Origin of the sequence: Nocardia transvalensis (assembly GCF_015477765.1) — a bacterium.
Taxonomy (GTDB): Bacteria; Actinomycetota; Actinomycetes; order Mycobacteriales; family Mycobacteriaceae; genus Nocardia; species Nocardia transvalensis_A.
In genome coordinates, this window is sequence record NZ_JADLQQ010000009.1 from 327,683 (window position 1) to 347,167 (window position 19,485).

The 19,485-nt window shown below is 67.4% G+C and carries 18 protein-coding genes; 11 read left to right on the forward strand and 7 right to left on the reverse strand.

What is annotated here, in order from left to right:
* Positions 1 to 57: 57 nt before the first annotated feature.
* Positions 58 to 876, forward strand: a complete 819-nt coding sequence (locus IU452_RS27130) for a glycoside hydrolase (RefSeq protein WP_228818788.1) — start codon at positions 58 to 60, stop codon at positions 874 to 876.
* A 1-nt stretch (position 877) separates the two neighbouring features.
* Here IU452_RS27130 and IU452_RS27135 read toward each other — a convergent pair whose 3' ends face one another.
* Both IU452_RS27135 and IU452_RS27140 read right to left on the reverse strand, forming a co-directional pair.
* Positions 878 to 2,041: an NAD(P)/FAD-dependent oxidoreductase gene (locus IU452_RS27135; protein WP_195112004.1), complete on the reverse strand. Its 1,164-nt coding sequence runs from the start codon at positions 2,039 to 2,041 to the stop codon at positions 878 to 880.
* A complete protein-coding gene (locus tag IU452_RS27140; RefSeq protein ID WP_195112005.1) occupies positions 2,038 to 2,427 on the reverse strand; it encodes a bifunctional 3-phenylpropionate/cinnamic acid dioxygenase ferredoxin subunit in 390 nt (129 codons plus the stop codon). The genes IU452_RS27135 and IU452_RS27140 overlap by 4 nt, the downstream gene beginning before the upstream one ends.
* A gap of 205 nt (positions 2,428 to 2,632) precedes the next feature.
* Between IU452_RS27140 and IU452_RS27145 the strand changes: the two genes are divergently transcribed.
* The 7 genes from IU452_RS27145 to IU452_RS27175 all read left to right on the forward strand — a co-directional run bounded on the left by IU452_RS27145 (position 2,633) and on the right by IU452_RS27175 (position 12,822).
* On the forward strand, positions 2,633 to 5,086 hold the full coding sequence (locus IU452_RS27145; protein WP_195112006.1) for a GcvT family protein: 2,454 nt from the start codon (positions 2,633 to 2,635) through the stop codon (positions 5,084 to 5,086).
* A 4-nt stretch (positions 5,087 to 5,090) separates the two neighbouring features.
* A complete protein-coding gene (solA, locus tag IU452_RS27150) occupies positions 5,091 to 6,239 on the forward strand; it encodes an N-methyl-L-tryptophan oxidase (RefSeq protein WP_195112007.1) in 1,149 nt (382 codons plus the stop codon).
* Positions 6,236 to 7,369: an aromatic ring-hydroxylating oxygenase subunit alpha gene (locus IU452_RS27155; protein WP_195112008.1), complete on the forward strand. Its 1,134-nt coding sequence runs from the start codon at positions 6,236 to 6,238 to the stop codon at positions 7,367 to 7,369. The genes solA and IU452_RS27155 overlap by 4 nt, the downstream gene beginning before the upstream one ends.
* Entirely contained in the window at positions 7,366 to 8,847 is a 1,482-nt protein-coding gene (locus IU452_RS27160) for an aldehyde dehydrogenase family protein (protein WP_195112009.1), read from the forward strand. Before IU452_RS27155 ends, IU452_RS27160 begins: the two co-directional genes overlap by 4 nt.
* A gap of 68 nt (positions 8,848 to 8,915) precedes the next feature.
* Positions 8,916 to 10,454: an APC family permease gene (locus IU452_RS27165; RefSeq protein WP_195112010.1), complete on the forward strand. Its 1,539-nt coding sequence runs from the start codon at positions 8,916 to 8,918 to the stop codon at positions 10,452 to 10,454.
* Complete coding sequence (locus IU452_RS27170; RefSeq protein ID WP_195112011.1) at positions 10,447 to 12,024, forward strand: GMC family oxidoreductase; 1,578 nt, start codon at positions 10,447 to 10,449, stop codon at positions 12,022 to 12,024. Before IU452_RS27165 ends, IU452_RS27170 begins: the two co-directional genes overlap by 8 nt.
* A gap of 12 nt (positions 12,025 to 12,036) precedes the next feature.
* Complete coding sequence (locus tag IU452_RS27175) at positions 12,037 to 12,822, forward strand: IclR family transcriptional regulator (protein ID WP_195112012.1); 786 nt, start codon at positions 12,037 to 12,039, stop codon at positions 12,820 to 12,822.
* Here the strand turns inward: IU452_RS27175 and IU452_RS27180 are convergent.
* From IU452_RS27180 to IU452_RS27195, 4 genes are all read right to left on the reverse strand, one after another.
* Positions 12,794 to 14,896, reverse strand: coding sequence for an NAD(+) synthase (locus IU452_RS27180; RefSeq protein WP_195112013.1), 2,103 nt, complete (start codon positions 14,894 to 14,896; stop codon positions 12,794 to 12,796). The two genes, IU452_RS27175 and IU452_RS27180, sit on opposite strands and share 29 nt — an antisense overlap.
* Positions 14,897 to 14,969: 73 nt before the next feature.
* The gene (locus IU452_RS27185) at positions 14,970 to 15,308 is read right to left on the reverse strand and encodes a hypothetical protein (protein WP_195112014.1); all 339 of its coding nucleotides are present in this window, start codon (positions 15,306 to 15,308) and stop codon (positions 14,970 to 14,972) included.
* 223 nt (positions 15,309 to 15,531) lie between these two features.
* A complete protein-coding gene (locus IU452_RS27190) occupies positions 15,532 to 16,308 on the reverse strand; it encodes an RNA polymerase sigma factor SigF (protein ID WP_195112045.1) in 777 nt (258 codons plus the stop codon).
* A 137-nt stretch (positions 16,309 to 16,445) separates the two neighbouring features.
* Complete coding sequence (locus tag IU452_RS27195; protein ID WP_195112015.1) at positions 16,446 to 16,868, reverse strand: anti-sigma factor; 423 nt, start codon at positions 16,866 to 16,868, stop codon at positions 16,446 to 16,448.
* A gap of 205 nt (positions 16,869 to 17,073) precedes the next feature.
* Between IU452_RS27195 and rpe the strand changes: the two genes are divergently transcribed.
* Entirely contained in the window at positions 17,074 to 17,742 is a 669-nt protein-coding gene (gene rpe, locus IU452_RS27200; RefSeq protein ID WP_195112046.1) for a ribulose-phosphate 3-epimerase, read from the forward strand.
* Here rpe and IU452_RS27205 read toward each other — a convergent pair.
* Complete coding sequence (locus IU452_RS27205; protein ID WP_195112016.1) at positions 17,739 to 18,203, reverse strand: hypothetical protein; 465 nt, start codon at positions 18,201 to 18,203, stop codon at positions 17,739 to 17,741. The two genes, rpe and IU452_RS27205, sit on opposite strands and share 4 nt — an antisense overlap.
* 472 nt (positions 18,204 to 18,675) lie before the next feature.
* On the opposite strand from IU452_RS27205, the gene IU452_RS27210 reads away from it, so the two are divergent.
* Together IU452_RS27210 and IU452_RS27215 are read left to right on the forward strand one after the other, a co-directional pair.
* Positions 18,676 to 19,296 carry a riboflavin synthase gene (locus IU452_RS27210; protein WP_195112017.1) on the forward strand — a complete coding sequence of 207 codons (621 nt, stop codon included), beginning with the start codon at positions 18,676 to 18,678 and terminating at the stop codon, positions 19,294 to 19,296.
* A 76-nt stretch (positions 19,297 to 19,372) separates the two neighbouring features.
* A partial coding sequence (locus tag IU452_RS27215) for a 3,4-dihydroxy-2-butanone-4-phosphate synthase (RefSeq protein WP_195111326.1) occupies positions 19,373 to 19,485 on the forward strand: 113 nt, incomplete at its 3' end.

The following is a 19,485-nucleotide window of genomic DNA, read 5'->3' on the forward strand; positions in this document are numbered from 1 at the left end:
GCCTATCCTCGTGGTGAGGGGTCTTGTCGTCGAGCTATGCCGAGGGACGTGGCGATCATGGGGACGCAGAGCACCGTGCGATACACGATGACCGCATTCACCAACAGCAGCGAAGCCGAGATGTACGTCTACGAATCGACGGACGCCACCACCTTCACGTTGGTGCGCGGTCCTGCCTACCGGCCACCGACCGGGCTGATTCGGGATCCCAGCGTGATCCGGCATGCCGACGGCGCCTACTACATCACCTACACGACCGGCTGGGACGGGGACACCATCGGATTCGCCCGCAGCACCGACCGGATCGAGTGGACATTCCTGTACAACTACACCGTGCCGATTCCCGGAATCCGGCACACCTGGGCACCGGAGTGGTTCATCGATCCCGGCGGCAGCGTCAACGTGATCGTGTCGCTGCACGGCGGGGAATACTTCCAGCCGCATTTGATGACGGCCACCGACGAGGCGCTGCAGTCCTGGAGTCCGCTCACTCCGCTGGAGGGCATCACGGCCGCACCGGGATCGCTCGGCTACATCGACACCACCGTCAGCGTGCTGGACGGCCGGTACTACGCGTTCACCAAGAACGAAACCACCAAGGAGGTCGAACTCGCCGTCGCCGAATCCCTGCTCGGCCCTTACGAATTCATCGAGACCGGCGACTGGGCAGGCTGGGGCGCCCCACGCGAAGGCCAATGCGTCATCGCACTCCCCGACGGCGGTCACCGCATCTACCTCGACGCCTACACCGAGGGCCGGTACCTCTACAGCGACAGTTCCGACGGTTTCCGCACCTGGACACCACCGCGCGAACTCCCCGACATCTCCGGTTTCGTCCGGCATTTCACGGTCCTGCCCGAGTACGAATCCGCCTAGATCAGGGGGCTGCGGCGGGGGCGGGTTGCCGCTCGAGCTGCTTGCGGTACCGGATGAACCGGCGAGGGTTGTCGAGGGCGAAGACGGCGACCGGTGCGCCGTCGCGCTCGTAGAGCGCGGTGCACGACGGGGCCGACGGATCGCCGTCGACGAAGTGGACGGTATCGGTGGGTCGGCACGCGCCCGCGAACTGGATCATTCGCCCATACTGTCGCGACCAGAAGTACGGCAGGGCCGAGTGTTGCGGCGGCACACCGGCGATGGTCGCGGCGGCGATGCGGGCCTGGGCCGTCGCGTTGGTCCAGTGTTCGCTGCGGTGATGGGCGCCCAGGGCGGGGAGATAGCTACGGGCACAGTCGCCGATCGCGTAGGTGCCGGGCAACGACGTGCGGCAGTACTCGTCGGTGAGGAATCCGTTGTCGATCGCGATACCGCTCTCGCGCGCCCATTCGGTGTTCGGCACCGCGCCGATGCCGATCACGACGGCGTCGGCGGGTAGTTCGCTGCCGTCGGTCAGTCGCACCGCCCGGACCCGCTCGGTGCCGACGAATTCCGTGACCGCCACACCGGTGCGCAACCGGACGCCGTTGGCGGCGTGCAGGTTTGCGCACAGGGCGCCGATCTGCGGTCCGAAGATCGCGGCGAGCGGTTCGGCCGAGATGTCGACGATCGTCACATCGGTCCCGAAACCGATTGCTGTGGAGGCTATTTCGGAGCCGATCAGCCCCGCGCCGATGACGACGAGGGTGCGGGCGGTGCCCAGTGCGGCGCGGATCGCCCGGGCGTCGTCCACCGTCCGCAGCGTGTGGACGCCCTGCAGCGTCCCGGCGCTGGGCAATGTGCGGGCGCGGGCGCCGGTGGCGAGTACGACCGATTCCCCGGCGATTTCGGTGCCGTCTTCGAGGGTGACGCCCCGTCCGGCGAGGAGCCCGGTGGCACGGCGGCCGAGTAGCCAGTGTGTGCGCAGGTCGAGGCCGTCGTCCGGGCGGGCCAGACTCAGATCGACGTCGCCGTGCAGGAATTCCTTGGACAGCGGCGGGCGGTCGTAGGGCGGATACTCCTCCGCGCCGATCACCGTGATCGGGTCGCGATGGCCGTACTCGCGCAGTGCGCGCACGACCGAGAATCCGGCCAGTGACGCGCCGACGACGACCACCGGGTTCATGAGGGTGCCACCGTGATCAGGATGTCGCCATCGCTCACCCGGACGCTGTGGGTGCGCACACCCACCTTGGCGGGCGGGCCGGATACCCGGCCGGTCCGCAGGTCGAAGCACGATTCGTGCAGCGGGCACTCCACGGTGCAGTTCTCCACCCAGCCGTCGGCCAGGGACGCGTCCTGGTGGGTGCAGGTGTCATCGATCGCGAACAGGCCCTCGACGGTGTGAAAGACCGAAATCGGGCCGCCGCCGTCCGGCCGCACGGTGGCGACCTCACCCACCGGGAGATCCACCAGCCGAGTGACGAACAGTTCGTTCCCGTCATCCCGGCGCAGTTCGCTCCCGTCATCTCGGCCTGCTCTTGGCCGGGATCCGTTCACAAGAGATTCCATAGGCCCTCCCTGAGTTGCGTTATACGCAACAACTATCACATTACGCAACAGTGTGCGACGCCTCGGGGTAGGTAGTCAACCCTGGAACACCTTGTGACAGTTAGATTTCCAGTGGGGTTTCCAATGGTTGACAGCCCGGAGGTACGGCGGGACCATCGTTGCGTAATACGAACCCGTTGCGGTGCGAGCAACATCGGAGGCCGTCGTGGCTCACCCCAAAGTCGTTGTCATCGGAGCCGGAATCGTCGGCGCCTCGCTGGCCGAGGAAATCACCGCGCGCGGTTGGACCGACGTCACCGTGCTCGATCGCGGGCCACTGTTCGCCACCGGCGGATCCACCTCGCACGCACCGGGTTTGGTATTCCGGACGAACCCGTCGAAAACCATGACCGAGTTCGCTCGCTACACCACCGAGAAATTCCTGGACCTCGACCATCCGGAGGGCTGGGTCTTCAATCCCGTCGGCGGGCTCGAGGTGGCCACCACGCCGGAGCGCTGGCGCGACCTGCATCGCAAGGCCGGGTGGGCGCAGTCATGGGGCATCGAGGGCCGACTGCTCGGCCCGGCCGAATGTGCCGCGCTGCACCCGCTGATCGATCGGGAGCGAATTCTCGGCGGATTCCACACCCCGTGCGACGGTTTGGCGAAAGCGGTACGCGCCGCGGCGGCGCAGGCCCGGCTGGCGACCGCGCGCGGTGCGCAATTCCGCGGACATCAGGAAGTGCTCGCCATCGTGGAGCGCGGTGGCCGGGTGGCGGGTGTCCGTACCTCCGAGGGCGTCGTGCCTGCGGATATCGTCGTCTGCGCGGCCGGCTTCTGGGGTGCCGAACTGGCGAAGACGGTCGGCCTGGTGGTCCCGCTGGTGCCGATGGCACATCAGTACGCCAAGACCGCGCCGATCGCCGCGCTCGCGGGCCGCAATACCCAACTCGGCGAGGCAAGTCTGCCGATTCTGCGACATCAAGATCAGGACCTGTACTTCCGCGAGCACGTCGACCGGATCGGGATCGGCTATTACGGGCACCGTCCCATGCCGGTCGATATGGCCGGACTCGCGGCGGCCACCGCGGGCGAGGCGATGCCCTCGATGCTGCCGTTCACCGATGCCGATTTCGCCCCCGCGTGGCGCGAATCCGTGGAACTGCTTCCGGCACTGTCGGATTCGAAGGTCGAGGAGGGGTTCAACGGCATCTTCTCGTTCACCCCCGACGGCTTCTCGATCATGGGCGAACACCGGGACCTGGCCGGATTCTGGGTGGCCGAGGCGGTCTGGGTCACCCATTCGGCGGGAGTGGCCAGGGCGACCGCGGAGTGGATCGTCGACGGCGTGCCGGGTACCGATGTGCACGAATGCGACCTGTACCGGTTCGAGGACGTCGCCCGCAGCGAACGGTTCGTCCGTGAGACCAGTACCCAGGCATTCGTCGAGGTCTACGACATCATCCATCCGCATCAGTACCGCACCGCCCTGCGCGGCCTGCGGACCAGCCCGTTCCATGACCGGCAACAGGAGTTGGGCGCATTCTTCTTCGAGGGCGGCGGCTGGGAGCGACCCGCGTGGTACGAGGCCAATACCGCGCTGGCACAGCGGCTTCGCGGCCAAGGGGTGCCGTTCCCGGAGCGCGACGATTGGTCGGGCAAATTCTGGTCGCCGATCTCGATTGCGGAGGCCCGCTGGACCAGGGAGCGGGTGGCCCTGTACGACATGACGCCACTGACGCGCTACGACATTGCCGGTCCCGGCGCGCTGGACCTGCTGCAGCGGCTCACCACCAACGATCTGGACAAGAGCGTCGGCTCGGTGACCTACACGCTGCTGCTCGACGAGAACGGCGGCATCCGAAGCGATCTGACGGTGGCCCGGCTGGCGGAGCAGCGCTTCCAGGTGGGCGCCAACGGTCCGCTGGACTTCGACAGGTTCACCAGGCAGCTGCCCACCGACGGGTCGGTGACCCTGCGCGACATCACCGGCGGAACCTGCTGTGTCGGAGTGTGGGGACCGGCGGCGCGGGAGCTGGTGCAGCCGCTGTGCCCCGACGATCTCTCGCACAAGGCATTCAAATACTTCCGCGCGCTGCGGACTCACGTGGCTGCTATCCCCGTGACCATGCTGCGCGTCTCCTACGTCGGCGAACTCGGCTGGGAGATCTACACGAGCGCCGAATACGGCCGCGCGCTCTGGGATCTGCTGTGGGAGGCGGGGCGCCCGCACGAGGCGATCGCGGCGGGCCGGATCGCGTTCAACAGCCTGCGCATCGAAAAGGGCTACCGCAGTTGGGGTATCGACATGACCGCTGAACATCTGCCCGCCGCAGCAGGTCTCGGCTTCGCGGTGCGCATGACCAAGGCGGACTTCGTCGGCAAGAGCGCGCTGGAGAAGGCCGGGCCGCCCGCGAAGATCCTGCGCAGCATCGTCTTCGACGATCCGGCGGCGGTGGTGCTCGGTAAGGAGCCGGTGTACGTCGGCGGCGCCTGCGCGGGCTATGTGACCAGCGCCGGTTATTCCGCCACCGTCGGCCGCAGCATCGCCTACGCTTGGCTGCCCGCGGCCACCGAGCCCGGCGATGCCGTCGAGGTCGACTACCTCGGCACCAGCTACACCGCCAGGGTGCACGCGGAGCCGGTCGTCGATCCCGAGATGTCCCGGATCAGGAGGTAGCGATATGGCCACGGCGACTGCCGGATACGACGTCATCGTGATCGGTCTCGGCGGTATGGGCAGCGCCGCGGCCTATCACCTCGCCGCGCGGGGGCAGCGGGTACTCGGGCTGGAGAAGTTCACGCCCGCCCACGACAAGGGGTCCAGTCACGGCGGTTCGCGGATCATGCGGCAGTCCTATTTCGAGGATCCCGCCTATGTGCCGCTGTTGCTGCGCGCCTACGAGCTGTGGGAGCAGCTGGCCGCCGACAGCGGCCGAGAGCTGTTTCGCCTCACCGGCGGTCTGTACCTCGGTCCACCGGACTGCCTGACCGTCGCGGGCAGCCTGCGCACCAGCCGGGAGTGGTCGCTGCCGCACGAGGTGCTCGACGCCGCCGACATCCGCCGCCGCTTCCCGAATTTCACGCCGGATCCGCACTATCTCGGCGTCTACGAGGCCAAGGGCGGCTTCGCCCGGCCGGAGGCGACCGTGCAGGCGCATCTGGACCTCGCGCTGCGTTCCGGGGCGACATTGGCGTTCGGTGAACAGGTACTGGGCTGGGCAGCGACCGGGGACGGGGTCGCCGTCACCACCTCGCGCGCCACCCATCGGGCCGACCGGCTGGTGATCTGCCCCGGCGCCTGGGCGCCACAGCTGCTGGCGCAGTTCGGGATTCCGATCACCGTCGAGCGGCACGTGCTGTTCTGGCTCGACCCGGTCGGCGGGACGGCGGCCTTCGAGGACCAGCCGATCTTCATCGCCGAAAACGATTCCGGCAGACAGATGTACGCCTTCCCGGCGATCGACGGACCGGCCGGTGGGGTGAAGACCTCCTTCTTCCGCAACGGCACCGAGTGCACGCCCGAGACGATCGACCGCGTCGTCCATCCGCACGAAATCCGGCAGATACGCGAGCGCATAGCGGAACTCGTTCCGGCCCTGGACGGTCCGGCCGTGCACACGGCCACCTGCATGTACTCCAACACCCCCGACCATCATTTCGTCATCGCCCGCCACCCCGATGCGGCGCGCGTGACGATCGCCTGCGGATTCTCCGGCCACGGCTTCAAATTCGTGCCCGTGGTGGGGGAGATCCTGGCCGACCTGGCCATCGACGCGAAAACCCGCCATCCCATAGCCCTTTTCGACCCGCAAAGGTTGGTGACCGCATGACCACCGCGGACCCGCTGATCCCCACCCTGGGCGGCAACTGGTACGTCGACGAGCGCATCTTCGCGGCCGAGCAGGAACGTCTGTTCGAGCGCCTGTGGTTCTGCGCCGTACGCTCGGCCGACCTCGCCGAACCCGGCCGGTTCCGGCGGGTGCAGGTCGGCCGGGAGAGCGTGCTGATCATCCGTGGTCACGACAGCGAACTGCGAGCATTCCTGAACATCTGCCGCCACCGCGGGGCGATGCTGTGCACCGAGGACGCGGGCCGGATCCGGCGCAACCTGCGGTGTCCCTATCACGCCTGGACCTACGGGCTCGACGGCACGCTCCACGCCGCACCGAACATGGGTGCGCTGCGATACCCGTCGGGCGAGCCGATCGACCGGGTGGCCTATGGGCTGGTGCCGGTCGCGCTGCGCGAGTGGCTCGGATACGCCTGGGTCTGCCTGGCCGACGAGCCGCCGTCGTTCGAGGCCGAGGTGGTGAACGCGGTCACAGCGCGGCTCGGGGATCCCACGGTCATCGACACCTACGGGATCGAGCGGCTCGCGGTAGGACACCGAGTGGTCTACAGTGTCGCAGCGAACTGGAAGCTAATTGTGGAGAACTTCATGGAGTGCTACCACTGCGCGACCATCCACCCGGAGCTCACCGAGGTCCTGCCCGAATTCGCGGGCGGGATGGCGGCGCAGGCGTACGTTGGACACGGTGCCGAATTCGGCACGGACATAGCGGGTTTCACCGTCGACGGCTCGGCGGGTTTCGATCCGCTACCGGGTATTCGTGCCGAACAGGATCGCCGTTACTACGCGATCACCATCCGGCCGCAGGTGTTCGTGAACCTGGTGCCCGACCACGTGATCTTCCATCGGATGTACCCGCTCGCGGTCGACCACACCGTTGTCGAATGTGATTGGCTCTACACCGAGGATGTGGTGGCGCAGGGGAAGGATGTGTCCGGTTCGGCCGAATTGTTCCATCGAGTGAACGAGCAGGACTTCGCGGCGTGCGAGCGCACCCAGCCCGCCATGTCCTCGCGTGCCTACCGTGACGGCGGGGTGCTGGTGCCCGCCGAACACCACATCGCGGAATTCCATGAGTGGGTCTCCCGAGGCCTGGAAGAGGTTGGATGAACGACGAACCGGACCTACTCATCGGCGGCGCCTGGACGCGCGCGGCAGACGGCGGCACGCGCCGGATCATCAATCCGGCGGACGGCTCGGTGGTGGCGACCGTGGACGAGGCGACGCCGGAGGACGCACGCCGCGCCGTCGCCGCCGCGCGGGCGGCCTTCGACGAGGGAGCCTGGCCCGCCACACCGGTCGCCGAACGCGCGGCGCTGCTGACGCGGATCGCGGACCTGCTGGCCCGCGACAAGGAGGAATTGGCCCGGCTGGAAACCGCCGACACCGGAAAGACGCTCGCGGAGAGCCGGATCGATATCGACGACGTCATCTCCGTATTCCGCTACTACGCCAACCTCGTTGGCACGCAGGCGGATCGGGTGATCGATGTGGGCGACCCCGCGGTGCTCAGCCGCGTGGTGCGCGAGCCGATCGGCGTCTGTGTGCTGATCGCGCCGTGGAACTACCCGCTGCTGCAGATCTCCTGGAAGGTGGCGCCCGCGCTGGCCGCGGGGTGCACCATGGTGGCCAAGCCCAGTGAGGTCACCCCGCTGAGCACCATCGCGTTCGTTCGCCTGGCGGTGGAGGCGGGCGTGCCCGATGGCGTGCTCAACCTGGTACAGGGCAGCGGCGCGGCGCTCGGCGAGGCCCTCACCTCGAATCCGGACGTCGACTTCATCTCCTTCACCGGCGGATTGGCAACCGGGAAGATCATCTCCAGGGCGGCAGCCGACAACGTCACCAAGGTCGCCGTGGAGCTCGGCGGCAAGAACCCGCACATCGTGTTCGCCGACGCCGACTGGGACAGCTCCGTCGACCAGGTGCTCACCGGTGTGTTCCTGCACTCGGGGCAGGTGTGTTCGGCGGGAACACGACTCATCGTCGAGGAATCCATCGCCGACGACTTCGTCGCCGAGCTGGCGAGCCGGGCCGAGCGGATCCGGGTCGGTCCCGGCCTGGACCCGGCCAGCGAGACCGGCCCCCTGGTCTCCGAGGAGCACCGGGCGAAGGTGGAAAACTATGTGGCGCTGGGCATTTCGGAGGGCGCCAAGCTGGTGACCGGCGGTGTCCGGCCGAGCGATCCGGCGCTCGCGGCGGGATACTTCTTCCTGCCGACCATCTTCGATCACTGCGACCGGTCCATGCGGATCGTGCAGGAGGAGACCTTCGGGCCGATCCTCACGGTCGAGCGATTCACCACCGAGGCCGAGGCGATCCGGCTCGGCAATGACACCGAGTACGGTCTGGCGGCCGGGGTGCGCACCTCGGATGCGGCGCGCGGTGAGCGCGTGGTCCGCGCGCTGCGGCACGGCACGGTGTGGCTCAACGACTTCGGCTACTACACGCCCGGCGCCGAATGGGGCGGGTTCAAGAAGTCCGGGAACGGCCGCGAGCTCGGCCCCACCGGGCTCGCGGAATACCAAGAGATCAAGCACATCTGGCACAACACGGCACCGAAACCTGCGGAGTGGTTCAAGGGCATCTAGAGGCAAGCAGTGAAGTTCTCCGGGCCGGACGCCCGTACGGCCCACACCGCGAAAGGCACGGTGACGTCATGGTAGTCGCGGAACCCCGCGTGTCCGACAACAATGGATTGGCGGACTTCGGTTATCGCGAAACCCTCGACCGAAGTATCGGGAAGTTCTCCAGCTTCGCGGCCGGGGTCAGCTACATCTCGATCCTGACCGGCACGTTCCAGCTGTTCTATTTCGGGTTCGGCACCGCGGGTCCGGCGTATCTGTGGTCGTGGCCCATGGTGTTCGTCGGACAGGTGGCGGTGGCGCTGTGTTTCATGGAGCTGGCCGCACGGTATCCGGTGGCCGGTTCGGTCTACAACTGGTCGAAGGCGCTGGGCAGCAGGATCATCGGGTGGTCGTCGGGCTGGCTGATGCTCACCGCGTCGATCGTGACGCTGGCCGCGGTGGTGCTGGCGCTGCAGCTGAACCTGCCCCGGCTGTGGAGCGGATTCCAGCTGATCGGCGACGGCAGCGGGCAATACGATTTCGCCACCAACGCGGTCCTGCTGGGCACGATCATGATCGTCTTCACTACGCTGGTGAATGCCTTCGGCGTCCGGCTGATGGCCATGATCAACAGCGCCGGGGTGTTCATCGAGTTGATCGCCGCCGTGCTGATCGCGATCATCCTGGCGGCCAACGCCACTCGCGGCCCACAGGTGTTCTTCTCCACTCACGGCTACGGTGCCGGTGAGTCGGGCGGTTACCTGGGCGCCTTCCTGGTGGCCTCGCTGGCCTCCGGCTACGTGATGTACGGCTTCGACACCGCGAGTTCACTGGGTGAGGAGACCGTGGAGCCCCGGCGCACGGCGCCCCGGGCCATCCTGCGGGCGGTGCTCGCCTCGTTCGTGATCGGCGGCGCCATTCTGGTTTTCGCGGTGATGGCGGCACCCGATCTGAACGACCCGAAGATCGGTAGCGGCGACGGCGGCCTGCAACACATTGTGCAGCAGGTGATGTGGGGGCCGCTCGGGCGAATCTTCCTCTGCTGCATCGTGGTGGCGGTGATCGTGTGCTCGCTGGCCGTGCACACCGCGGCGATCCGGCTGGCCTTCGCCATGGCCCGCGACAACGCACTTCCCTTCGGCGAGAAGCTGGCTCGCGTCCACGCCAAGACGCAGACGCCGGTGATTCCGGCCGTGGTGATCGGCGGCTTGTCCGCGCTGATCCTGGTGATCAATATCGGCCAGCCCAAGATCTTCACGGTGCTGACCTCGATCGCGATCATCATGATCTATCTGGCCTATCTGATGGTGACCGGGCCCATGCTGCGCAAGCGGCTGCAAGGCCAGTGGCCGCCACGGGAATTGGCGGCGGGCGGCTATTTCACCATGGGGAAATGGGGCCTGCCGGTGAATATCGTCGCGGTCGTGTGGGGCATCGGCATGGCGCTGAACCTGGCCTGGCCGCGGACCGCGGTCTACGGCACGCCTTGGTACAACACCTGGGGGGCATTCGTCTACATCGGCCTGATCCTCGGCGTCGGGCTGCTGTGGTACCTGCTGAAGGGCAGGCACAACATCGGCACCCTGGCCTCGCATGCGGCCGCTGACACGGAGGTGAAAAACAATGTCTGACAATACTTTCGACTACGTGATCGTCGGCGGTGGCTCGGCCGGATGCGCGCTGGCCGCACGGCTGTCCGAGGATCCGGAGGTCACGGTGTGCCTGGTGGAGGCCGGACCGTCGGATGTCGACGACGACAACATCCTGCGGCTGGAGCGGTGGATGCACCTGCTGGACTCCGGCTACGACTGGGACTATCCGGTCGAACCGCAGGAGCGCGGCAACAGCTTCCTGCGCCACGCCCGGGCCAAGGTGCTCGGCGGATGTTCCTCGCACAACTCGTGTATCGCCTTCTGGCCGCCCGCCGAGGGACTGGACGAGTGGGCCGCCATGGGCGCCAAGGGCTGGAGCGCGGCCGAGGTGCTGCCGTATGTGGCCCGGCTGGAGAACAACGACGCCCCAGGCGATTTCCACGGCCGTAGCGGTCCGGTGCGACTGCGTGACGTCCCGCCGCGCGATCCCTGTGGAGCCGCGGTGCTGGAGGCCGCCGCGCAGGTCGGGCTTCCGACGGTGCAATTCAACCGGGGCACCACCGTCCGCAACGGCGCCGGCTGGTTCCAGATCAACGCCGACGAGGACAACACGCGGATGTCGTCCTCGCATGCCTACCTGCACCCGATCCTCGGCTCGCGGCCGAATCTGGAGGTGCGCACCGGCTGCTGGGCCAGTGAGATCCTGTTCGACGACGCGCAGAACGCGACCGGCGTGCGCTACCAGCGTCCCGACCTCACCGGCTACGACACGGTGTCGGCCCGGCGCGAGGTGGTCGTCACCGCGGGCGCCATCGATACGCCGAAGTTGTTGATGCTCTCCGGAATCGGCCCCGCGGAGCATCTGCGCGAGATGGGCATTCCGGTGCGGGTGGACTCGCCCGGCGTCGGCGAGAATCTCGACGATCACGTCGAGGGGCTGGTGTTCTGGGAGGCCGCGCGGCCGATGGTGACCACCTCGACGCAGTGGTGGGAGATCGGTCTGTTCGCCACCACCGAGGACGGTCTGACGGTGCCGGATCTGATGATGCACTACGGCAGCGTGCCGTTCGACATGAACACCGTCCGCCACGGCTATGCGACCACCGACAACGGATTCTGCCTGACCCCCAACGTGACCCAGGGCCGTTCCCGCGGCACGGTCCGGCTGCGCAGCCGCGACTTCCGGGACCGGCCGAAGGTCGACCCCCGGTACTTCACCGATCCGGAGGGTCACGACGAACGGGTGATGCTGGCCGGCGTCCGGTTGGCGCGCAAGATCGCCGAACAGGAGCCGCTGCGCGGATGGATCGCCCGGGAGCTGGCACCGGGGCCGGAGGCGGTCACCGATGACGAACTGCTGGACTACATCCGCAAGACCCACAACACCGTCTACCATCCCGCGGGTACCGCGCGAATGGGTGCGGCCGACGACCCGATGGCGGTGCTGGATCCGGAACTGCGGGTGAAGGGCGTCGAGCGGTTGCGGGTGGTCGACGCGTCCGCCATGCCGAAACTACCTGCGGTGAACCCGAATATCACCGTCATGGCGATGGCGGAGAAGTGTGCGGATCTCATCCGGGGGCGCAAGGTGGCAGCCGTCTCTGCCTAAAATGACCTTGTCATGGTGAGACGGGACGGCGGGGACGGTGGGCGGACTGCTGCGGTGCAGTCGGTCGACCGCGCTCTGCTCGTCATGGAGATCATCGCCAAGCTGGGCCAGGCCGGCGTCACCGAGATCGCCGCCGAACTCGGCGTGCACAAGTCGACCGTGTCGCGCCTGATCGCCGTCCTGGAAGCGCGGGGTTACGTCGAGCCGGTGTCCGAGCGGGGCAAGTACCGGCTCGGCTTCTCCGTCGTGCGACTGGCCGGATCCACCAGCGCGCAGTTCGACCTCGCCGGGCAGAGTCAGAGCGCGTGCACCGCACTGGCGGCCGAATCGGGAGAGACCACGAATATTGCCGTGCTGGACGGTAATCGGGTCATCAATATCGTCGAGGCCAATGGCCCGGCCTCGATCGCGTTGCGTTCCTGGGTCGGCAAGACCTGCCCGGCCCACGCCACCTCCAGCGGCAAGGTCCTGCTGGCCGCGCAGGAGCCCGCGGCGGTGCGCAAGCTGGTCGGTGCCAAGCTGGAGGCATACACCGCCCACACCATCACCAGGGGCGGCGACCTGGCCGCGCAGCTGGCGCGGGTGCGGGTCGACGGATGGGCCAGTGTCCGTGAGGAACTCGAGATCGGGTTGAACGCGGTTGCCGCGCCCGTTCACGACAGCACGGGGTCGGTCGTTGCGGCACTGAGTGTTTCGGGCCCGGCCTACCGGCTGGCCCCGGAACGGTTCGGGCAGGTGGCCGAGCTGACCATCGCCGCCGCGACGGGGATCAGCCGGAGGATGGGCTATCTCGGCTGAGGTCGGGGACATTGCGTTCGAGCTCGTCGAGCCAGGCGGTGGCCACCGCGTCGCTGGGCGCCCGCCAATCCCCGCGCGGGGACAGCGATCCGCCGGAACCCACCTTCGGGGCGTTGGGGAGGGTGGAGCGTTTGAATTGGCTGGTCTGGACGAATCGACGCAGGAATTCGGCGAGCCAGCGCTTGATCGTCGGCAGATCGTATTCGTGGCGGTCGCTGACCGGGATCAGGTCCGGCCAGCGACCGCGGGTGCGGTCGGACCAGGCATGGTGGGCCAGGTAGGCGATGCGGCTGGGCAGATAGCCGAAGCGCAGCAGGTAGTACAGGTGGAAGTCCTGCAGTTCGTAGGGCCCGACCGTCGCCTCCGAACTCTGCCCCGGCTGGGCCGCATCGCCGTGTGCCCCGCTGTCTTCCGACGGGATCAGCTCCGGGGAGATCTCGGTCGCCAAGATCGAGGTCAGCACCTCGTCGGCCTGCGGGCCCAGCGCACCGGTGTCGATCGTCCACGCGATGACGTATTTGATGAGCGTCTTGGGCACCGAGGCGTTGACGCTGTAGTGCGCCATATGGTCGCCGACGCCGAAGGTGCACCAGCCCAGGGCCAGTTCGCTGAGATCACCGGTGCCGACCACGAGCGCGCGGTGCTGGTTGGCGAGGCGGAACAGATGGGAGGTCCGCTCCCCGGCCTGCACGTTCTCGTAGGTGACGTCGTACTGCGGAACTCCCTGCGCCGCCGGGTGGTTCAGGTCCCGCAGCATCTGGGTCGCGGAGGGCCGGATATCGATCTCGTGTGCCGAGACGCCCAGCGCGCGCATCAGCCGGTGCGCGTCGTTCAGCGTGCGCTTGCTGGTGGCGAATCCGGGCATGGTGTAGGCCAGCACGTTCTCTCGCGGCAATCCCAGTCGGTCCATCGTCTTGGCGGCCACGACCAACGCCAGTGTCGAATCCAGGCCGCCCGACACACCGATCACCACCCGCTGCGAACCGGTGGCGGCCAGCCGGGTGCTCAGCCCCTCGACCTGGATGTGGTGCACCTCGGCGCAGCGCTCGTTGCGCACGGCGGGATTGGCGGGAACGTAAGGAAACCGGCCGATCTCGCGCCGCAGGGTCACCGGGCGCGATGGGATCGGCAGGTCGAATTCGAGCCTGCGCAGCCTCGCCAGTCGCTCGCGGTGGTCGTGCACGTTATCGGCGAAGCTGGTCATCCGCAGCCGGTCGGCCGTCAATCGCCGCAGATCGATGTCGGCGGCGACCAGCTGCGGATGGTCGGCGAATCGCTCGCCCTCGGCCAGCACCTCCCCGTTCTCGCAGACCAGGGCCTGCCCGTCCCATGCCATATCGGTGGTCGACTCGCCGTGTCCCGCCGCCGAATACAGGTATGCCGCCATGTAGCGAGCCGAATGGGACGCGCACAGCTGCCGCCGATAGTCCGCCTTGCCGATGACGATATTGCTGGCGGACAGGTTCACCAGCACCGTCGCACCCGCGAGCGCCGCGAACCCGCTGGGCGGCAACGGCACCCACCCGTCCTCGCAGATTTCGACGTGAAAGACGAACTCGGCCGAATTCGAGGCCTCGAACAGCAGATCCGACCCGAACGGCACCCGCTGCCCGGCGATCGTGATGTGGTCGTCCAACGCCTCTCGCGCGGCGGCGAACTGCCGCTTCTCGTAGAACTCCCGATAGTTCGGCAGATAGCTCTTGGGGACCGCGCCGAGTACCCGGCCTCGATCGATGACGATGCCGCAGTTGAACAATCGCCCTTGCGCCCGCACCGGGGCGCCCACGACCAGCACCGTCTCGATGGCCGCGCTGTCGGCGATCACTCGCTGCAGCGCCAACCCGACGGCGTGATCGAGTGCATCCTGATGAAAGAGATCGTCGGCGGTGTAGCAGGACAGCCCGAGCTCGGGAAACACCGTGAGCACCGCCCCGTCGGCGGCCGCCCGCCGCGCCAGCTCTACGGTCTGCTCGGCATTGAAGCCCGGATCGCCCACCCGCACGGGCGGCACGGCGACCGCGACACGCGCGAACCCGTGCCGGTACAGCGACTCGAACGGCGGTTCCTGCGGCACTGCGACCCCTTTGCGTCCGACCGAGTGATCATGGTCAATCTACGACATGGGGCGGTGTGCGGCCTGCAGGCCGTCAGGGCGCGGTGAACTCCGCGCTGCACTGGCCGGTGGTGGTTTTAGGGCCCGCTTGATTCGTCACGTTGAGCACGAGCGAAAGCCGCCCGGGTTGGGTGTCCGTGGTGGGGATGTGCAAGACGGTGTTGGGGCCCTGCACCCACGCGGTGACCTCGTTGCCGCCGATCCGGCCGGTGTCCAGATTCGACCAGGTGAAGTGGAACTTCTGGCTGTAACCGGTCGCGGACGCGGCGTCGGTGTTCAACGACAGCGAGATCTTGCCGCTGCCCTCACTGATGATCGAGGCCTGGCTGGATGCCTGAACGGTGAAGTCGCCCTCCGGTGTCGGGTAGGTCATCGTGCACAGGGGAGTCGGGATCGCGGACGCCGCCGGTGCGCCAACCAGTGTCGCTACCGCGATACCGGGGATGACAGCGATCGCCGACAGGACCGAAGACGCACGTAGTTTCACGCCGAACCTCTCATGGTAGAAGATTTCCGCGCCATCACCCCGCCCGCGCGGCCGATCTTGAAGCTACCTTCCGGTCGGAATCATCCGCGACCCCGCAAAACCTGGGGGTTTATTCCCGCGCCGACTGCTCGCGCAGGCGGGCAAGGGTTTTGGCGAGGATGCGCGAGACGTGCATCTGAGAGATGCCCATGCGCTGGGCGATCTGGGTCTGGGTCATGGATTCGAAGAAGCGCATGGTGAGGATGCGGCGCTCGCGTTCGGGCAGGCCCGCCAGCAGCGGGCGGATCGCCACGTATTCCTCGACGCGGTCGAACTGCGATTCCTCCTCGCCCAGGGTGTCCAGCAGCGACGCCTCCGAATCGCGGCCCACCGAGACCGCATCGATGGAGCTGGGCTGATAGGCGTTGCCCGCGATCACGGCTTGGGTGACCTCGTCGGCGGAGATGCCGAGTTCGGTGGCGATCTCCTTGGCGGTGGGGGAGCGGCCCAGTGTTTGCGACAGTGCATCGATGGCAGCACCGATGCGCAGGTGAGTCTCCTTGACACGCCGGGGAACTCGCATCGCCCAGGTGTTGTCACGGAAATAGCGGCGAACCTCGCCCATGATCGTCGGCACCGCGAACGACAGGAAATTCGATCCGCGAGAGATATCGAACCGGTCCACCGCATGCACCAGGCCCACCCGCGCGACCTGCGTCAGATCGTCGAAAGGCTCACCGCGGCCGCTGAACTTGCGGGCAATGTGATCGGCCAGCGGAATGCAGCGGCTGATCAGCTCGCCGCGCAGCTCGGCCCGGCGCTCCTGATTGTCGCCCGCGGCCGCCAGCTGCTCGAAAAGCGTTGTGACATCGTCATATCCGGAGACGGATTCGGCGACCTCGTCCACCTCGTCGGCGTCGGTCGTGTCGACGTCGTCGGTGTCGTTGTCGTCCTCGGTGTCCACGGCGGCCGTTGGGTTCGGCGCGTGCTCGGACGCGGCCCCGCCGCCCTCGGTGGAATCGAACACGGTGTCCTCGTCAGCCACTACGCCTTCCCCCGGACCCGACGGAACTCCACGACCGTCGGATAACCGGAAACTGCCTCGTCGAAGGGCTCCTGGGTGGCCGCGATCTGGTCGGTGAGCGTCCGCAGCACGTGCCAGCCGAAGGCATGCTCATCGGGCAGACCCTCGTGACCGGCGACGCCGGCCACCCGCACCAGCAGATCCTGTTCGCCGACGCTGAACCGGCACTGCAGGGTGCTGCCGGGCGCGGCGATCGCGATGAGCGTCGAGCACGCCTCGTCGACGGCGAGCCGGATATCGGCCACCTCGTCGAGAGTGAAATCGCTGAGCAGGACGAGGGTTTCGGCGAGCCCGCGCACGATCGGCAACTGTGACACGGTAGCCGCCACGCCGATCTCCACCGGGGTACTGCGCAGTCCCTGTTCCGCCGAAATATTGATCACAGAGAGAAGGCTACCCAAAAGGCCCCCGCTCGAGCGTGGGTGTGCCCAATTTGCGGCGCATCCGCGGCCGTGTGGTAGTGGCCCCGCAAACACTGAGCGTCGCATGCGCGCGGGCCGGTCCGGCTCGCGTCCGGGATGTGACCGGGCCCCGTTAGACTCTGGGCCTGTGTCCACCGAGAATTCGCACTTCCACCGGCCCTCGCCGATGATCGCCCCCTCCATCCTGTCCGCCGATTTCGCGCATCTGGCGGACGAGGCCAACGCCGTGGCGGGCGCCGACTGGTTGCACGTGGACGTCATGGACAACCACTTCGTCCCGAATCTGACCCTCGGCCTGCCGGTGGTGCAGAGCCTGCTGAAGACCACCGACATTCCGCTGGACTGCCACCTGATGATCGAGGATCCGGGGCGATGGGCGCCGCCGTACGCCGAGGCCGGGGCCTACAACGTCACCTTCCACGCCGAGGCGACCGACGATCCGGTGGGCGTGGCGCGTGACATCCACGCCGCGGGCGCCAAGGCGGGGCTGTCGGTGAAGCCGAACACTCCGATCGAGCCGTACCTCGAGATCCTGCGTCACTTCGACACCCTGCTGGTGATGAGCGTCGAACCCGGTTTCGGCGGTCAGTCGTTCATCGCGCACGTGCTCGACAAGGCCCGCACGGTGCGGCGGCTGGTCGATTCCGGCGAGCTGCGACTGGTCGTCGAGATCGACGGCGGAATCAATATGGACACCATCGAGCAGGCGGCCGAGGCGGGCGTGGACTGCTTCGTGGCGGGCTCGGCGGTGTACGGCACCGAAGACCCGGGCGCCACCGTGGAGAAGTTGCGCCAGAAGGTCATTGCCGTCGAGGCCGCGCAGACCGCTCGCTAGGAATCACTTCCCGTTCCCGCGGCGCGGGTGGCCTCGATCACCGCCTCCAGCGGCGGGACCGACGCGATCGTCTCCGGCGCCTGCACCCAGGTGCGGTAGCCGGTGCGCTCGTCGTCGGCCGACGGCAGCACGACCTGGCTGCCGGTGCAGGCCACGGTGGCGTAGAGCCGGAACAGTTGCGCCGACACCGAGGCGGTGAGCAGGCCCGGACGCGCCGGGCCGGTGATGAAGGTCCAGCGCCGGGCGCGGGGATGGTGGACGACCGGGCCCGCCAGATCGGCCTGCGCCAGCCGCTGCCGAACTCGCTCGCCCAGATCGGCCGGCATGGTGATCGCGCCGTAGCGCTTGCCGATCTCCAGCAGAATGTGGCGGGACGCGGCGTCGATCATGGCCGGAAGGTGGAATTCGCGCCGATATTGGCCGCAGCGATCCTCGAGTGTCGAAGCGAGAAGCGTGGTCACGCAGCACCCCCATCTGTGTCGTTGTCCAACCCTGGCTCCGACCCGAGCGGGCGTAACTGTTCTGTGCTGAACGGCCGCGTCGGAATGAACGTCAGGAATCAACTTCATAACAATATTGCGTCCGATCCCAGGAGAACGCAAGCTTTGCGTGTAAGCGCGTCGCCGGATGGGTAAAGATACTCGTTTGCCCTGGAATTCGTCGTTTTCGAAACGGTATTCCGGAAGTTCCCAAAATTACAAGACGGTGTTTCCTCCGGCACCTAGCTTCGATCGCGCGCCGTCTGCTTCCGCCCCGTGTCGCGGGATCCCGGTCTCGAAGTGCGGGTACACCCGACCGTCGGGTGTGCCCGAGGGCCGGGCCTGGTTACGCTGGTGGCGCACCGGTCCGGCGGGAATAGCGCCGGCGGTCCGGGCGGTTGGCGCACATGGGAACGGCCCGCGCGACGGGCACCGGGTGACAGGAGAAGAGGGCATGTTCACAGGCATCGTCGAGGAACTGGGCGAGATCGTCGCGACCGAACAGCTGGGTGACTCGGCCCGACTCACCATCCGCGGCAAGCTGGTGACCTCCGATGCCGAGCACGGCGACTCCATCGCGGTCAACGGTGTCTGCCTGACCGTGGTCGACGTCGTCGACGGCGATTCGTTCACCACCGATGTCATGGGCGAGACGCTGAACCGGTCCAGCATCGGCAAGCTCGACCTCGGCTCGAAGGTCAACCTGGAACGCGCGGCGGCGATCAACAGCCGCCTCGGTGGCCACATCGTGCAGGGACACGTCGACGGCACCGGCACCATCCTCTCGCGCACCCCGTCGGAGAACTGGGAGGTCGTGCGAATCTCGTTGCCCGACAATCTGGCCCGTTACGTGGTGGAGAAGGGTTCGATCACCGTCGACGGCATCTCGCTCACCGTCTCCGGCCTCGGCGTCGACGAATCCGGCGAACCCGGTCACCGCGACTGGTTCGAGGTGTCGCTCATCCCCACCACCCGCGAGCTCACCACCCTCGGCAGCGCCCCGGTCGGGGCCACCGTGAACCTCGAGGTCGACATCATCGCCAAGTACGTCGAACGGTTGCAGCAGCGCGGGTGATTCTCCCGGCGAACTAATGGCGGGGCCCAGGCCGTAGTGTTAAGGGGCACCCTTTTCGAGATGGAGCACAGCAGACGTGACCAGGTTCGACACCATCGAGCGCGCCGTTGCCGATATTGCCGCTGGTAAGGCGGTTGTCGTTGTCGACGACGAGGGCCGTGAGAACGAGGGCGATCTCATCTTCGCCGC

What these genes read in the sequence shown, in the direction of transcription:
- IU452_RS27160 (WP_195112009.1), top strand. Translation starts at nt 7,366, where the DNA reads ATGAACGACGAACCGGACCTACTCATCGGCGGCGCCTGGACGCGCGCG.
- IU452_RS27130 (WP_228818788.1), top strand. Translation starts at nt 58, where the DNA reads ATGGGGACGCAGAGCACCGTGCGATACACGATGACCGCATTCACCAAC.
- solA (WP_195112007.1), top strand. Translation starts at nt 5,091, where the DNA reads ATGGCCACGGCGACTGCCGGATACGACGTCATCGTGATCGGTCTCGGC.
- IU452_RS27140 (WP_195112005.1), bottom strand. Translation starts at nt 2,427, where the DNA reads ATGGAATCTCTTGTGAACGGATCCCGGCCAAGAGCAGGCCGAGATGAC.
- IU452_RS27135 (WP_195112004.1), bottom strand. Translation starts at nt 2,041, where the DNA reads ATGAACCCGGTGGTCGTCGTCGGCGCGTCACTGGCCGGATTCTCGGTC.
- IU452_RS27210 (WP_195112017.1), top strand. Translation starts at nt 18,676, where the DNA reads ATGTTCACAGGCATCGTCGAGGAACTGGGCGAGATCGTCGCGACCGAA.
- rpe (WP_195112046.1), top strand. Translation starts at nt 17,074, where the DNA reads ATGATCGCCCCCTCCATCCTGTCCGCCGATTTCGCGCATCTGGCGGAC.
- IU452_RS27165 (WP_195112010.1), top strand. Translation starts at nt 8,916, where the DNA reads ATGGTAGTCGCGGAACCCCGCGTGTCCGACAACAATGGATTGGCGGAC.
- IU452_RS27175 (WP_195112012.1), top strand. Translation starts at nt 12,037, where the DNA reads ATGGTGAGACGGGACGGCGGGGACGGTGGGCGGACTGCTGCGGTGCAG.
- IU452_RS27185 (WP_195112014.1), bottom strand. Translation starts at nt 15,308, where the DNA reads ATGACCTACCCGACACCGGAGGGCGACTTCACCGTTCAGGCATCCAGC.
- IU452_RS27170 (WP_195112011.1), top strand. Translation starts at nt 10,447, where the DNA reads ATGTCTGACAATACTTTCGACTACGTGATCGTCGGCGGTGGCTCGGCC.
- IU452_RS27155 (WP_195112008.1), top strand. Translation starts at nt 6,236, where the DNA reads ATGACCACCGCGGACCCGCTGATCCCCACCCTGGGCGGCAACTGGTAC.